Raw genomic sequence first — 15926 nt, 5'->3', positions numbered from 1 at the left:
TGGATTTTGGCAAACCCCAACCACAAGAAAGGCTCCCAATGCATATCACTGGGTTGCAGTGGGGTGTAACGATTGCGTTCATCCTGGCACTGCTTGCTTATGACTTCTTCTTCCACGTGCGTAAAGCGCACGAACCCACCATCAAGGAAGCCGCGATTTGGTCGGCCGTCTACGTGGGTATCGCCCTGCTCTTCGGCCTGGTTATCCTCTTCTGGGACGGCCCCCAGTTCGCCGCAGAATACTACGGCGGTTACATCACCGAGAAGGCCCTGAGCGTTGATAACCTCTTCGTCTTCCTGATTATCATGGCCTCCTTCCGTGTGCCGCGCGAAGACCAGCAGAAGGTCCTACTCTTCGGCATTATCTTTGCCATGATTGCCCGTACCGCCTTCATTCTGGTGGGTGCCGCCGCTATTGAGCGCTGGAGCTGGGTCTTCTACCTCTTCGGTCTGGTTCTAATTTACACCGCCGGTAACCTCATCAAGGGTGAAATCACCGACAAGGAAGAAGAGGACGAGGCCAACAACTTCGTCGTGCGCCTTGCCAAGAAGATGTTCCACACCGTTGACTACTACGACGGCGACAAGCTCTTCACCGTAGAGAACGGCAAGAAGGTCATGACCCCCATGCTGCTGGTCATGGTCGCAATCGGTGGTACCGACATCCTCTTCGCTCTGGACTCTATCCCCGCGATTTTCGGTCTGACCCAGGAAGCCTACATCGTCTTCACGGCAACCGCCTTCTCCCTGATGGGTCTGCGTCAGCTCTACTTCCTGATTGACGGCCTGCTGGACCGCCTGATTTACCTCTCCTGGGGTCTGTCCATCATCCTGGCCTTCATCGGTGTTAAGCTGCTGCTGCACGCCCTGCATTCCAACACGCTGCCGTTTGTTAACGATGGCCAGCCGGTTCACGTTGTTGAAGTTGGAATTGAGCTCTCACTTACTGTTATTGTAGGCGTTCTGATTGTCACTGTTCTGGCTTCTCTTTACAGCCCGAAGGGTCGTGCTCTGGCAACCATCCAGCGTGTTCAGACCCTGTCTGAGAAGTACCTGAACCTGCCCGCCGATGCTTCTGAGGCTGAGCGCGCTGAGATTCAGCGCCAGCTGGATGAGCAGGTTGCTAAATCCCGTGAGATTCCGCAGAAGTACCGCGACGAGCTGATTGAGTCGGAGAACGAGTACCAGGACCTGGTCCGTCGAGCCCGCACCGCTCACGCCGAGCGTACTGCCTAAGGTGCGGTAGGCGTCCGCCCCAATAACTAGGGGCGCGGACGCCCGCCCCGGCTTCACGACCGCTGGCCCCATCCCGAGAGGGAAGGGGCCAGCGGTCTTTGCGTGTGGAGGTGTTATAAGGGCTGGGACTCTAGAACTAGATTTCAGGTTTGAGTAGAATTGACCTTAACCCCCCTCGCCTGAACCGGAAAAGGAGCACCCATGTCTGTAGCCGAGTATCTACCCCTGGTCTTTTGCCTGCTCTTGCTGGGCGGGCTCTTTCTGGCGATAGCCCGCATGGGTGCAGCCGGTACCTTGCGCCGTAACGGACTGGTGGGCGTCCGCACCACAGCAACCATGCAGTCGGATGCCGCCTGGTACGCGGCCCATAGGGCGATTGCTCCAGTTCTGCGAATCTGCGCCTGGGCTCAGATTGCTGGGGCGGCCCTCGTCCTGGCTCTGGGGCTGATGGCTCAGAATTCCGCAGTTATTCCTGTTGGTCTCGCCTTTCTGATTCTTCCCACCTTCGCCATGGTGGTAGCTGCCATGACGCGAGGAACCTCCGCCGCCAACGACGCCCACCGGGCCTGGGAACAGGGCCAGCAGGCATCCCCAACCCATCACTAAACAAAATGGCCGAGAGGTGCAGCTGCATCCCTCGGCCTTCTTGTTATAGCTAAACTCCGTTAGCGCATATCAGCCAGCAGATTCTTCAGATGGCCCAGAATCAGGGGGCCGTCCGCGCCCAGACCGTCATGGTGGTGGGTCTTAGAGGTCCACACACGGGTATTACCCACGAACTCGGCGGTCTTCATTGAGTGGGCGTAATCCACGTACACATCGGGCACGTAGGCTGCTGCAACCAGGGGCACCTCGTTGCGGGTCAGCTGGTCGTGGTCGTACAGACGGCCCCAATCCTTCTTCTCAGCCAGCAGCTGGGCAACCTCAGCCAGCGGACGCAGAGCCGGGTCCTCCTCGTAATACCAGGGGAAGATATGCTCACCGGTCAGAAGCAGGGGAGAGGCGTCTTCGGCAAAGTCCGGGCGCTCCGCGTACATGCGGGCAGCAGACCAGTTCGTCGGTGAAGCGGACGGCGAGGTTCCCCCCAGCTCCTGCGCGGGTCCGTCCGCATAAATCGTCTCGTGCAGCAGGCCGTAGAGGGGGCCAGCCTGGAAGCTGACCTGGGCGCTAACCTCTGCCAGGAACTGGTCAGAGAGCCACTTATCAGACTCAGCAAAAGCCGACTCCAGTACATAGTGCAGGCCCCTAGCCCGGCCGTTACCCCCCAGAATATTGCCCAGCATCTGGAAGCGGTGCGGGGTCAGGCGCTCGCCGGTGGGCAGGTATTCCTCGTTCTTGGCCAGGTGCTCGCAGATGCGGACGGCCAGGTCCTTATCTTCGGGGTACCAGCCGTAGTATTCCTCGGTGCGCTCCTTCATGCGGTCGAGGGTGGAGCGGTAGACATCGTCCACATGGGCACGGATGGGGGCAAGCCCGGCAGTCATGCGGGAATCCTTGACGGACTCGGGCGCAAAGGAGAGGTAGGAGAGAGTCAAGAAGCCGCCGAAGCTCTGGCCCATAGTCGACCAGCGCTTGTCTGTGCGGTCTGCCAACAGGAATTCACGGACGACCTCGGCGTCGGCAATGATGGAATCGGCGCGGAAGAGCTCGCAGAACTCAGCCTGCACCTCGGGGGTGCCCTGGGCGGTGATGACGCGGGCAGAAAGCGGGGTTGAATTGCCGGTGCCGCGCTGGTCTAGCAGAACCAGGCGGTGGGTCTTGGCTAGCTCGTGGACCCAGCCGCCTTCCGAGATGGGGCGGGGGCTCTTGCCGCCGGGGCCGCCCTGCAGGTAGACCATGTAGGGGCGCTCGTCCACGGGGGTGGTCAGGGCATTAGAGGTGTCGATGACTTCGCGGGCAAAGACAGTGATGGTCTGATTGGCAAAGCGGGAGTCTAAGGCGGCTGCCTCGCCCTTGCCGTAGATGAGCCCGTGGGTGAGGGGCACAGTGAACCAGTGGTCTACTAGCTTGAGGGAGTCAATGGTGTGGGTGGCGCCGACGCGGTGGGACGGCTGGGGCAGGCGAGGGTGGGTAGGCATGGGGCTCCTTTGCGCGCAAATCAGGTCTTTCTTCTATCGATAGGCTACCCTAGCTTCCCCGCACCGGCTCTGAGGTGGTGCGTAAGAAGTTCTAATGTGACCGCTTTAGAAGTGAGAATCGCTACCCCCACCTAGTAGGGACCAGATAACTACCGATAGTACGTCATGCCCATCAGGACTTCGGTAGGAATCTGGTCCCTTATCGGGAAACTAGAAAGCTCCCACGCTCTCAATCAGCACCACCGGCGCACCTTCCTCGTCTGAGGCGTCCAGGTCGACCCTGGCGACAATCCCGAAATCGTGGTTATCGTCGGGGTCGGCAAAGACCTGACGAACCTTCCACACCCCGGGGTGGGCCGCCGTGTCGTCGTCAATCTCAATCAGGCGCGGGGAGCGGGCCTCGGCGTCCGTATAGATATCCTCATACTCCTCAAAGTAATCATCCATGGCCTCAGCCCAGCGGTCGGCATCCCAGCCCGAGCGCTCACCGTCCAGCTCGCCCAGCAGGCGGTCGTGCTCGTCCGCAAAGAGCTCCACCCGGCGGAACATCGCGTTGCGCACCATCACCTTAAAGGCGCGGACGTTACTCGTCACCTTGGGGGCAGACTCGGAAACAAGCTCTTCGAGAGAGTCCTGGACGGGGATACCTTCTTCACCGGCGGCCAGGCGCTCCCACTCGTCCACCAGGGAGGAGTCGGTCTGGCGGATAACCTCGCCCAGCCACTCGATCACGTCGGTGAGCTCATCGGTCAGGGCAGATAGGGGCACGGTCTGGCGCAGGGCCTTGTAGGCGTCCGACAGGTAGCGCAGCAGAATACCCTCGGAACGCTCAAGCCCGTAGAACTGGATGTAGTCGCCAAAGCCCATGGCCCGCTCGTACATATCGCGCACCACGCTCTTGGGCTCTACCTCAAACTCCTTCATGAAGGGAGCGCCCGCCGAGTAGGTCTCAAAGGCCTGTTCTAGCAGGTCAGCCAGGGGCTGTGGGTAGGTGATTTTGTCGAGCTCAGCCATACGCTCGTTGTAGTCGAGTCCTTCAGCCTTCATCTCGGCCAGGGCCTCACTCTTAGCCTTCTTCTCCTGGCCAATCAGCACCTGGCGGGGCTTTTCCAGGGTGGACTCAATCACCGAGACCGCATCGAGGGCGTAGGACTCCGACTCCTTATCGAGCAGAGACAGCGAAGCCAGCGCGAAGGGGGAGAGCGGCTGGTTCAGGGCGAAGTTCTCCTGCAGTGAGACGGTCAGGCGCACGGTGCGGCCAAACTCGTCGGGCTCCGGCAGGCGCTCCACCACGCCCCCGTTGAGAAGCTCCCGGTAGATGCCAATCGCCTTGCGCTTGAGGGCGCGCTGCTTAATCGGCGGCTCGTGGTTGGCGGTGAGGAAGAGCATGACGGTCTCAAAGGGGTCAGCCTCACGCTGCAGCATATTGAGCATCATGGAGTGGGTCATCTGGAAGGACGAGGTCAGCGGCTCGGGTTCTGCGGCAATAATCTGCTCGAAGGTCTTTTCGCTCCACGCCACAAAGCCCTGCGGGGGCTTCTTCTTTTTACCCCGCAACGACTGGGCCATCTTCTTCTCGTCCCCGTTGAACTTCTCCCGGGCCTTGGCCTCAAGCCGGTCGTTCTCAATCTCGTGTTCGGGGGCCTGAACCACCGCGTAACCGGCCGTATCAAAGCCAGCTCGGCCCGCGCGTCCTGCAATCTGGTGGAACTCACGGGACTTCAGGCGGCGGGTGCGCTGCCCGTCAAACTTGGAAAGAGCAGTTACGAGCACCGTGCGGATGGGGACGTTAATACCCACACCCAGCGTATCGGTACCGCAAATGACCTTGAGCAGACCCGCTTGGGCTAGCTGCTCCACCAGGCGGCGGTACTTGGGCAGCATGCCGGCATGGTGAATGCCGATACCGTTCTTGATGTACTTCTGCAGCTGCTTACCAAAGCCCGCCGAGTAGCGGAAGCCGGCGGTCAGTTCGTTGATACGCTCCTTGTCTTCCTTAGACGCAATAGCCAGGCTCATGAGCGAAGCGGCTGTATCAATGGCCTGAAGCTGAGAGAAATGCACAATGTAGACCGGGGCCTGGTGGGTGCTCACTAGCTCGTCTACCTTCTCAACCAGGGGCTCACGCGAATAGGTGTAGTTGAGGGGGATAGGGCGGGTTTCGCTGGTGACCAAGGAGGTCTGGCGGCCGGTTAGCTCGGTCAGCTCCCGTTCAAAGCGGCTGGTGTCGCCCAGGGTCGCGCTCATGAGCAGGAACTGGGCCTGGGGCAGGTCAAGCAGAGGAGCCTGCCAAGCCCAACCGCGCTGGGGATCAGAATAGAAATGGAACTCATCCATGACCACCTGGGTCAGATCAGCCCCTTCACCCTCACGCAGCACAATGTTGGCAAGAATCTCGGCGGTGCAGCAGACGATGGGGGCATCGGCGTTAATAGAAGAATCGCCGGTCACCATGCCCACGTTCTCAGCCCCAAAAATCTCGCAGAGATCAAAGAACTTCTCAGACACCAGGGCCTTAATGGGCGCAGTGTAGTAGGAGCGCTGGCCCGACGCCAGGCCCATAAAATGAGCCGCAACCGCCACGGTTGACTTGCCCGACCCGGTGGGGGTCGCCAAAATGACGTTGTTGCCCGCCGCCAAATCAAGCACAGCTTCGTCCTGGGCAGGGTAGAGCTGCATACCGCGAGCCTCAATCCAAGCTAGAAAGGCCTCGTAGGCTTCATCGCCCGTGAGCGGGTTAGAGGCAAAATCGCCACGGAAATAGGGCTTGCTGTTATCGGCTAAAGAGGGGGAGAGAAAGGGAAGAATCTTCATGGTTCTTCTAGTTTAATAGACCGGTCAAGATAAAGACGGGTGTGACGCTTGTCAAACCTGCCCAGAGTGTTCTAAGGTAAAGGGCAGAACTTAACCGCATATCTAGCTCACGAAAGGAGGCCCACGAAATGAATAATCGACCTATTCCCTTCAACAGCCTCCCCGTGGGTAGACACATCGATGGTGCGCTCGCTTCTAGCCCGACTGCTGGTTAGACGGGTACGATAACCTGACGTAGACACACCTATCGGGGCAAGCGAACCCGGTAGGTATTTTTATGCCCTGCGGGTTTTTCCCTCACACACGACCTGCACACCCGCACGCACACGCTGAAAGAGTAGCCTGATGGCTGAGATGACTGACGAGACAAAGACGCCCAAAGAAAAAGTTAAGTTCCGTATCGCCCCGCCGGGCTTCCGCTGGCGGCCCCTCTTCTTTCTGCCCTTCCCCCTCGATATTCTGACCTCCCTTGCCCTGGTCTTTCTGCCGGTTCTGGTGGGCACGATTATTGACCTGCACACCTCAGGTGATGAGGCAGGGGCCTGGCGGCTGGTCTGGTTGTTGGTGGGCGTGGTGGTCTACCTGTCGGTTGTTGAGTTCGTGGGTTGGGGTATCACCTTTAGGGTGGTGGCCCGCATTGAGCGGGATTGGCGTCTCTACATTGCCAGCCTGATGTCCCGCAGCCCCAACCGTGATACCGGCGCCCTCATTGCGATTTTGAACAAGGACGCCCGCTCCATGGCCCAGATGTGGCAGCCCATGATTCTGGCCTTTTCTGCGGTGGGCGTGACCGCCCTGGGCACCTGGCAGCTGTGGCGCATTAGCCCGGCGATTGCGGTGGTGAGCTTGGGTGGCTTGATCCTGACCATGCTGACCCTCACCTGGATTTCCAAGCTGCTCGAGAAGCACGCGGACGTCTTCCGCGACAAGGTGGGCGTGTCTACCTCCCGCGCCTCTGACGTAGCCTCCTCGATTCGCACCATCTTGGGCCTGGGTGCCCAGCGCCGCATGATGGACCGCTACGGGGCAACAGCCCAGGACGTCTACACCTCCCAGATTCGCCTAGAGAGCGTGCAGACCTGGTCCTATGCGGTGCGCAACCTGCTGGTAGGAACCGTGACCTGGGTGGTCATTGCGCTCGCCCTGCGCGGGGCTGCCCCCGAAGGTACCTGGATTACTGAGGTCCCCGCTGGCCAGCTAGTCACGGTGGTTGGTCTGATCAACACCCTGACCGGGCCCATCTGGTCAGTGGAAATGTTGCTCTTCTCCTGGCGTAATGCCCGCGTTGCCCTCAAACGCGTAGATAGACTTGCAGCTGAGGTTGAGGGTAACTCTCAGGTAGAGAGTAAGGACGCTGTTGCCCCGGCGACCAGCGCCGCAGCAGGGCAGGCGCTGGTTGAGATTCCCCGGGCCAGCGCCCCGGTGCACTACATCAACCCGCGCGAAGCCGGGTTGCCAGCCCAGGACTACGCCGAAGCCCTGACCGAAGCCCTACGCCAAGCTCAACCTGCCCCGGGTGGGGAACGGGCGGCGGGCGTCCTCGCCGGGGGTGAGCGCGTGCTTCTTTCGGAACCCAACCCCATGATTTTTGCCGGCTCCCTGGCTGACCACCTGCAGATGGGCACCGAGGGGCTGAGCCGGGAGCGCATGATTGAGCTACTGAAGCTCACCGACTCCGAAGAAATCGCCTTCCGACTCGGTGGACGCGACCCCGAAAAGTACCTGGCCAGCACCCTGGCCTCAGAAGGCACCAACCTCTCTGGCGGCCAGCGGCAGCGCCTTGCCCTAGCCCGGGCACTAGCCCAGCCGGCGTCCGTGCTGGTGCTCACCGAACCGCTGAACTCGGTGGACGAACCCAGCCAGAAGTTCATCCTGAACCAGCTCGAAACCCATACGGGCCAGCCCGGCCCCCTCGAACACATCCGCCAGATTTACCTGGTCTCAACCACCATGGAGGTTGAGCGACGACTGAAAGCAGGTGAGGCCCGTGGCTAACCTCCTCCCCATTACTGACGGTAAGACTACCTGGAGGCTACTGGCCCGCTCGATTCTCAAAACCCCCTGGCAGCTGATTTGGCTGGTGGTTCTGTTTGTGGCTAGCTCCGTGGCTACCCTGGTGACCCCTATTATGGTGGGGCAGCTCATTGACCGGGCCACCACCGGGCAGCTGACCGGCTACCCCTGGGCAGAGCTGACGGTCATTGGCCTTGCTGTGGTCGCCGGTGCCCTGCTGGCCCGCGCCTGGACCTTCCAGGGCCAGAAAATGGGTGTGCGCCTCAACCGCGACCTAGGCATTGACCTGGTCGGGGCCTCCCTGCAGCTGGACGCCCAAACCGTTGAGGACGCTGGCTCCGGCGACCTGGTAGCCCGCCTGACCGACGACGTCGACAGCGTACGCCAGGTACTGGCCACCGGCCTGCCGGAATTCGCCCATATCAGCATCTACATGCTGATTACCGCGGCTACCATCTTCACCGTCAACCCGGCCATCGGTCTGGTGACCGTGCCCATGTTTATCGTGATGACCATCGTGCTCTCAATCTTCCTACCCCGGATCGCCAAGCTCACCCGGGAAAAGACCGAGGCAGTCAGCGACCTAACCGTAGTGGCAACCGAAAACATTCGCGGTGCTGGAACCGTTGAAGAGCTGGGGATCAGTGAGGCCCGTGCCCGGGTGCAGGATGAGCGCATCTGGAAAACCTTTGAGGTCAGCGATCGCATGGTTGTGGTGCGCTCCATCTTCTGGGCCGTGGACGCCTTCAACTCCTTCCTACCCCTGGTGCTCTCCATGGTCTGGGGTGCCTACTGCGTGGAACAGGGCTGGGCGACCTGGGGCGACGTTGCAACCGCCTCTATCATGCTCTTCACCATGCGCGTCAACTCAGATATCTTCACCTTCTGGCTTGACCGCCTGCGCGAAATGACCGTCACCATGGGGCGCGTCTTTGGTGTTATTGACCTATCGAACCAGCAGCAGGCCCGCCGTGCCGCCGGGCAGGTAGATGCCCCGGCGCACCTGCCTGAGCAGGGTGCGTCCGCCCCGGTCATCAGCCTGCAGGGCGTGACCTACGGGTACGACCCGGACGCCCCCGTGATTAAGGGGGTGGACCTGCAGCTGGCAGCGGGGGAGAGCCTTGCCCTGGTAGGACGCTCCGGCTCGGGCAAGACCACACTGGCCCGCCTGATTGCCGGGTCGCTCACCGCAGATAGCGGCACCGTGCAGGTCGGTAGTCAGCTGGTGGGCAACGGGCTGTACCCCACCCAGCCCGATGCCAGCGGACGCCCCGCCCTGCTGATTTGCACCCAGGAGGCCCACGTCTTTGTCGGCTCCCTGGCCGAGAACATGACCGTGGCAGCCCCCGACGCTAGCGCCGAGCAGATGCTCACCGCCCTGCGGTCGGTCGGCGCCACCTGGGTTGATGACTTGCCCGAGGGGCTGGAGAGTCGGGTCGGTGGCGGTAGCACAGAGCTCACCCGCGACCAGATTCAGCAGCTGGGTCTAGCCCGTATCGTGGCAGCCAACCCCCACGCGGTGATTCTGGATGAGTCAACTACCCAGCTAGAACTGGCGGACGCCCGCCAGTCCCTGGCTGCGGTGATGCAGGGCCGAGCCGTCATCATCATCTCCCACGACGCCCGCATCGCCTCACTGGCTGACCGGGCCGTGCTCCTGGAAAACGGTGAGCTGGTTGCAGAGGGGGCTCCGGCAGAAATCTTTGCCCGCGCCTAAGAAACCTCACAGGTCTAAGCCGTCTGGGCCACATTCGCTCTGACTAAGCCGCCGCCCCTCCCGAGACCCCGCCCGAGACCCCGGGCGGGGCGGAGCGGTGCTAATCTAGACTCGTGAGTTCATCTAAGCCCCTAATTGACCCCGTCCGCCTGCGCCGCGCCGTCCTGCTGGTTGCCGGTCTCAACCTGGCCTACTTCTTCATCGAGGGAGCTATCGCCCTGGCCATTGGCTCGGTCAGCCTGCTGGCCGACAGCGTAGATTTCTTCGAGGACTTCGCGGTCAATACTCTCATTGCAATCGCTCTGGGCTGGTCACTGACCTGGCAGGCGCGGGCGGGGAAGGCGTCCGCCCTCATTATCCTGCTCCCGGCCCTGGCCGCCGTCTGGCAGATCGTGGCTAAATTCCCTGACCCTGGCGCCCCCGATGCGCTCACCCTCTTCGTTACAGCGGGCGGGGCCGTGGTGGTCAACCTCATCTGTACCCTGATTCTGGCCCGTTTCCGTACCGGTGCCGGGTCGCTCACCGCAGCCGCCTTTTTGGCAGCTCGTAACGATGTGCTCATCAACCTCGCTATTATCGTTGTAGCCGGTCTCACCGCCTGGGTAGGAAGCGGCTGGCCTGATCTGGTACTTGGTGCCCTCATCCTGGTGCTGAACCTGGGGGCTGCTAAGGAAGTATGGGAAACCGCCCATGAGGAATCGTTGGCCGCCAAGGCCTTAGCTGGCGACCTCGACGACGACTAAGGCCCTGCTCTGAACTTGCGGGGAGCTGTCAGGGCAGGGCCTCTGGTCTTTAGCTAAAAAGCGCCAGTGAACGAATCACGGTCTGGGCCAGGCCATAGACCAAGCCACTTGTGACGAGCAGGGTCAGGGCCCAGGCTGCCAGGGTATGCAGCGGGCCACCGGCGTTGACCTTAACCTGCTGGTCGGAGGTGCCCAGCTTCCCGTGGCCTGCCAGCTTGGCCATGTCCTTTTCTGAGGCATGATGCTTCTCGTTCACCGGCTTAACCAGCAGGTTGGCGATGAACCCGATAGCTAGCACGCCCACCATGATGAAGAGGGAGGGTTGGTAGAGCTCGGCACCCGAGGCCTCGGGGTTGCCACCGCGCACGGTGTCCTGAGCCAGGTTGACGATGAGCGGCCCGGCAATACCCGCAGCTGACCAGGCGGTCAGCAGACGGCCGTGGATGGCCCCTACCTGTAGGGTGCCAAACATATCGCGCAGGTAGGCCGGGATAGTGGCAAAGCCACCGCCGTAGAAGGAAATGATGATGAAAGCGGTAGCGATGAAGAGCACCAGGCTGACGTTGCCGAAGAGCGCCCAGATGATGTAGAGGGCCAGCCCTACACCCAGGTACATGACGTAGATGTTCTTGCGACCGATGATATCTGAGGTCGATGACCAGACGAAGCGGCCACCCATGTTGCCCAGGGACAGCAGGCCGACGAAGCCTGCTGCCGCTGCGGCGGAGATGGGGAAGTAGGACTGAATCATGGGGGAGGCTGATTCAAGCAGGCCGATACCGGCGGTGACGTTGGTGAACAGTACCGTCCAGAGCAGCCAGAACTGGGGAGTGCGGATAGCCTGGGCTGCGGTGACGTTCTTATTGGTGCGCATGGTGTTGGGCTTCTGCTGGGACGGGTCGAAACCGGCGGGCTTCCAATCGGGGTGGGGGACCCTGATGACGAAAGCGCCCAGCAGAATAATAAGAGCGTAGGAGGCAGCGAGAACCAAGAAGGAGGGGACGAGCGCTGATGCCTGTTCTGTCTTTTCGGCTGATCCTGAAAAGAGTTCCATGAGCTGGGCTGATACGGGGGAGGCGATGAGCGCACCGCCACCGAACCCCATGATGGCAAGCCCGGTGGCCATACCCGGGCGGTCAGGGAACCACTTCATGAGGGTAGATACCGGGGAAATATAGCCCAGGCCAAGCCCAACGCCACCGAGTGCACCGTAGCCCAGGAAAACTAACCACAGCTGGTTGGTGGTCACACCCAGAGACGCGATAAGAAAGCCTAGAACCCAGCAGGTTCCCGCCGTTAGCATCGACTTGCGAGGGCCAACCCGTTCCACCCAGGTGCCGCCGATGGCCGCTGAGATGCCCAGCATAGCGATGGCAAGAGAGAAGACCCAGCCCACCGCGGTTTCGGTTGAGCCAAAGTGGGTGACTAGCTGGGTCTTGAAAACTGACCAGGCGTAGACCTGCCCGATACAGAGATGAATGGCAAGTGCCGCTGGCGCCATGAACCAGCGGTTAAAAGTGACGGGCGCAATGATGGCTGACCTATCAAGAACTGACATGAAGCTTTCCTCTGAGATGTATGTCTGCTGGCGAAATTCAATGTGTAGTGATGCGCTCAACATTACCTCATGCCGACGGCTGGCGTATGCTACCTGTCCTAGGGGTGGCGGGCCTGGTAGCTCTTCTAAAATTTTGAGTATTCCTTGAGATGTGTTGAGTGTGCTGGGTCTGCAAAACATGACTCAGGGCACTAAACTGGGTGGTGGCAGATAAGCTAGTTAACAAGGAAGTTCACATTATGAGCAAGCCCTTCCCCTCTGATCTTGAAATCGCCCAGGCAGCGACCCTGCAGCCGATTACCGAGATTGCCGCGGCATCAGGCATCAATGAAGATCGCCTAGAGCCCTACGGCAAGTACGTTGCCAAGGTGCAGCTGACCGACGACACCACCGCAGAAAAGGCCCTAGCCCGCGGCTCCAAGTACATCGTGGTCACCGCCGTTACCCCCACCCCTCTTGGCGAAGGTAAGACCGCAACCTCGGTCTCCCTTGCCCAGGGTATGGCAGCAACCGGCCGTAAGGCCATGCTGACCCTGCGTCAGCCCTCCATGGGCCCCACCTTCGGCATCAAGGGCGGCGCAGCAGGCGGCGGCTACTCCCAGATCGTCCCTATGGAGAAGCTCAACTTGCACCTGACCGGTGACTTCCACGCCGTCACCGCAGCCCACAACCTGCTTGCTGCCATGATTGACAACCACCTGCACCACGGCAACGAGCTGCGCATCGACACCCGCGCTATCACCTGGCGCCGCGTCATCGACATGAACGATCGCGCCCTGCGCAACATCGTTATCGGTCTGGGCGAGCGCATGGACGGCGTGCCCCGCGAAACCGGCTTCGACATCACCTCAGCCAGCGAAATCATGGTGATTCTCTCGCTTTCCACCAGCTTCGCCGACTTGCAGGAGCGCCTGGCCAAGATCGTGATTGGCCTCAATGTAGACGGGGACCCCGTCACTGCAGCCGACCTTAAGGCCGACGGTGCTATGGCCGTCATCCTGGCTGACGCTATCAACCCCAACCTGCTCCAGACCCTCGAGAAGACCCCCGCCCTGATTCACGCAGGCCCCTTCGGTAATATCGCCACTGGCAACTCCTCGGTCGTCGCTGACTACGTTGGTCTTGAGCACGCCGACTATGTGATTACCGAGGCCGGCTTCGGCGCAGACATGGGGGCGGAGCGCTTCTTCAACGTCAAGTGCCGCGTCTCCGGCCTCAAGCCGGACGCCGCCGTCCTGGTGGTCACCGTCCGCTCCCTCAAGTCCCACTCAGGCCGTTACAAGATTGTGCCCGGCAAGCCCCTGCCCGAGGGCCTGCTGGCAGAGAACACCGAGGACGTCGAGGCAGGCGCCGCTAACCTGCTCAAGCACATCGAGATTGTGCGTTCCTTCGGCGTTCAGCCGGTGGTTGCTATCAACGCCTTCCCCACCGATTTCGAGTCAGAACACGAGACGATCCGCCGCATTGCCGAGGAGGCAGGCGCTCGCGTGGCGATTCACCGCGGCGTTGCCGAGGGCGGTAAGGGCGTGACCGAGCTGGCGGACGCCGTCGCCGCAGCCTGCGATGACGTGAGCGAACTGACCTACACCTACGAGGACGAAGACAGTCTGACCACCAAGATTGAGAAGGTCGCCACCAAGGTCTACGGGGCGGACGGCATTGAGGTCGCCCCGGCTGCGGCCAAGCAGCTGGCTCGCTACGAGGAGCTGGGCTACGGCAAGCTGCCGGTCGTCATTGCCAAGACCCACCTGTCGATTTCGGCTGACGCCTCGCTGAAGGGTGCTCCGACCGGTTGGACCCTGCCCGTGCGCGAGGTGCGTCTGGCGGCAGGTGCCGGTTATGTTTACGCTATCTGCGGCACCATGCGGACTATGCCGGGCCTGGCCAAGTCCCCGGCTGCCGAGCGTATCGGTTTTGACGAGAACGGCACTATGGTCGGCCTCTTCTAAAATGATGCTTATTTATTAGGGTAGGTGGAGCAGGCTCACAGCGAAGCTGCTGGCTCGGTGGCTGGCGTGAATCGCTTGTGAGCGAAGCGAACCAGCGAGAGGGTCGGCAGCGAGCGTGAGCCTGCGGAACCTCCTATGAATAAGCCTCTGGGGCGTCCGGCTGGCACACGGTGCCGTCCTTGGGCACAGTGCCATCGACCAGGTATGCGGTCGCCAGCTCATCGACGCAGGTAGAGCGGCCGGAGAAGGACGCCCCGTGGCCAGTCCCTTCCAAGGTTACGAAGGAAGCCTTCCCCAGCTGACGGGCCAGCTCCTTACCGTGCTGGTAGGGGGTGGCGTGGTCACCGGTAATGCCAATAACCAGCAGGTCGGTTGAAACCTTCGAAGCGTCGAAAGACGTCGTGATATCGGTGCCGGTAGCGGGCAAAACCGCACAGTCGAACTCGGTAAATTCAGCTAGCACCTCATCGGTGATCTCGGGGCCGCCAATGAACTCGGGAACGCCCACCTCCTTCATATGAGCCAGCAGGGCCTCTACGTCCGGAGTCTTAGGCTTAGAGGGGCACACCACCAGCTGCCCGGCCGTATCAATCTCAGCGCTGTTATGCGCAATCATCTGGGCTAGGGCGTCTACAGCTTCCTTGTCCCCGGCCTTGGCTTTACCCAGCAGGTCCAGGCCGTCCCCCTGCATGACGTCCGGCCCGTAGAGCTGGCTGGTCAGATAATCACGCAGCTCCAAACCGGTAATCTCGGTGCCGTCACTGGCCACCAGGGGCTTGTCGGTCAGGGACTTCTGGTAGTCGAGCATTTCGCGCTCGCTGGTGAAGGGGCAGGTCACGGCTGCACCTTCTGAGGTGGTGAGGTCGGAGCAGCGCTCTGCCAGGGTACCCACAGCTTTCGATACCGCCACCATCTGGTCGTAGTTGTGGGTCAGGGCACCCCACTGGGCATTTTCAGCCGAGTCGAGCACCATGCGTCCTGCCTTCTCGGGGAAGAGGGTAGCGTAGGTGGCTCCCAGCATGGTGCCGTAGGAGTAGCCCAGGTAGTCGAGGCGCTCACCCCCGGCTAGGGAGCGGAGCAGTTCCATATCGCGGGCCACCTGGGAGGTGCCCATGTAGTTGGCGACCTCTGAGCTGGCGGCGCATTCGGCAAGCTGTACGGCGGCAACTTCAGAGTCTGACTCGCATACCACGGGGGTGGACGCCCCAATACCGCGCGGGTCAAAACCCCAGAGCTGGTGGCTTTCCAGTACGGGGGCAAAGGACGGGTCGGTGGCCAGTGACATTGCGTGTTGAATTCCGCCGATTCCGGGCCCGCCGGGGTTGGTGAAGAGGGGCACCTGCTGGTCGCTGCCGGTGGAGACGGTGCGGCTGACGGCCAGCTCAAGGGTGCGGTTGTCGTCCGGGTCTCCCCAGTTGAGCGGGGCGGTGACGGTGCCGCACTCGTAGTTGGCGTAGTCGAACCCGGTTTCTTTTAGAAGCTCTTCGTTCTCGGGAGAGAAGCCGCTGTGCTCGGCGGTGCACTCGCCCCAGGTGATGGTCTGTTCGTAGAAGTTTTCAAAGTTTTCCCGCTGCCAGCTGGCCCCGTGGGTGCGGTCGGCTGCGGGAGCGAGGGCCTGGTCTGACGGCTGCTGGGCAGAAGGGACGCTGAAGCTACAGCCTGCCAGGGCCAGGGTGCTGGCGGTCAGGACGGCTGTGGTGAGGTAGGCGGCACGGCGTCGGGCCGGTTGGTGCTGGAGTATGGTCACGGCTGTCTTCTTTCGACGGTTGAGCCTGTTGCCTGCGCGGCGTATGGGTCGCGCAGGCAACAGGCTCAACCT

The 15926-nt window shown here is 61.3% G+C and carries 10 protein-coding genes; 6 read left to right on the top strand and 4 right to left on the bottom strand.

Annotated elements, in window-relative coordinates; all coding sequences use genetic code 11:
* Window positions 1-38: 38 nt before the first annotated feature.
* Entirely contained in the window at window positions 39-1235 is a 1197-nt protein-coding gene (locus L7A20_RS06485) for a TerC family protein (protein ID WP_237212023.1), read from the top strand.
* Window positions 1236-1436: 201 nt separating this feature from the next.
* Window positions 1437-1841 (top strand): SdpI family protein, encoded by a 405-nt coding sequence (locus L7A20_RS06480; protein ID WP_237212024.1) that lies wholly within the window; start codon window positions 1437-1439, stop codon window positions 1839-1841.
* A 59-nt stretch (window positions 1842-1900) separates the two neighbouring features.
* On the opposite strand, the gene L7A20_RS06475 is transcribed toward L7A20_RS06480, so the two are convergent.
* Window positions 1901-3313: an alpha/beta fold hydrolase gene (locus tag L7A20_RS06475; protein ID WP_237212025.1), complete on the bottom strand. Its 1413-nt coding sequence runs from the start codon at window positions 3311-3313 to the stop codon at window positions 1901-1903.
* Window positions 3314-3523: 210 nt separating this feature from the next.
* On the bottom strand, window positions 3524-6127 hold the full coding sequence (locus L7A20_RS06470) for a DEAD/DEAH box helicase (protein ID WP_237222816.1): 2604 nt from the start codon (window positions 6125-6127) through the stop codon (window positions 3524-3526).
* A 345-nt stretch (window positions 6128-6472) separates the two neighbouring features.
* On the opposite strand from L7A20_RS06470, the gene L7A20_RS06465 reads away from it, so the two are divergent.
* The 3 genes from L7A20_RS06465 (at window position 6473) to L7A20_RS06455 (ending at window position 10600) form a co-directional block, all read left to right on the top strand.
* Window positions 6473-8122 carry an ABC transporter transmembrane domain-containing protein gene (locus L7A20_RS06465; protein ID WP_237222815.1) on the top strand — a complete coding sequence of 550 codons (1650 nt, stop codon included), beginning with the start codon at window positions 6473-6475 and terminating at the stop codon, window positions 8120-8122.
* Window positions 8115-9857: an ABC transporter ATP-binding protein gene (locus L7A20_RS06460; RefSeq protein ID WP_237222814.1), complete on the top strand. Its 1743-nt coding sequence runs from the start codon at window positions 8115-8117 to the stop codon at window positions 9855-9857. The genes L7A20_RS06465 and L7A20_RS06460 overlap by 8 nt, the downstream gene beginning before the upstream one ends.
* 113 nt (window positions 9858-9970) lie before the next feature.
* Window positions 9971-10600, top strand: coding sequence for a cation transporter (locus tag L7A20_RS06455; protein ID WP_237198841.1), 630 nt, complete (start codon window positions 9971-9973; stop codon window positions 10598-10600).
* Between the two features lie 49 nt (window positions 10601-10649).
* Here L7A20_RS06455 and L7A20_RS06450 read toward each other — a convergent pair whose 3' ends face one another.
* Window positions 10650-12158 carry an L-lactate MFS transporter gene (locus L7A20_RS06450; protein ID WP_237209341.1) on the bottom strand — a complete coding sequence of 503 codons (1509 nt, stop codon included), beginning with the start codon at window positions 12156-12158 and terminating at the stop codon, window positions 10650-10652.
* 239 nt (window positions 12159-12397) lie between these two features.
* Between L7A20_RS06450 and L7A20_RS06445 the strand changes: the two genes are divergently transcribed.
* Complete coding sequence (locus tag L7A20_RS06445; protein ID WP_237185594.1) at window positions 12398-14107, top strand: formate--tetrahydrofolate ligase; 1710 nt, start codon at window positions 12398-12400, stop codon at window positions 14105-14107.
* 133 nt (window positions 14108-14240) lie between these two features.
* Here the strand turns inward: L7A20_RS06445 and L7A20_RS06440 are convergent, their stop codons facing one another.
* A complete protein-coding gene (locus tag L7A20_RS06440; protein WP_237222813.1) occupies window positions 14241-15854 on the bottom strand; it encodes an alpha/beta hydrolase in 1614 nt (537 codons plus the stop codon).
* Window positions 15855-15926: the final 72 nt, after the last annotated feature.

The organism is Rothia nasimurium (assembly GCF_928381415.1).
GTDB classification, from domain to species: Bacteria; Actinomycetota; Actinomycetes; order Actinomycetales; family Micrococcaceae; genus Rothia; species Rothia nasimurium_H.
This window is presented reverse-complemented; position numbering and strand designations above follow the sequence as displayed.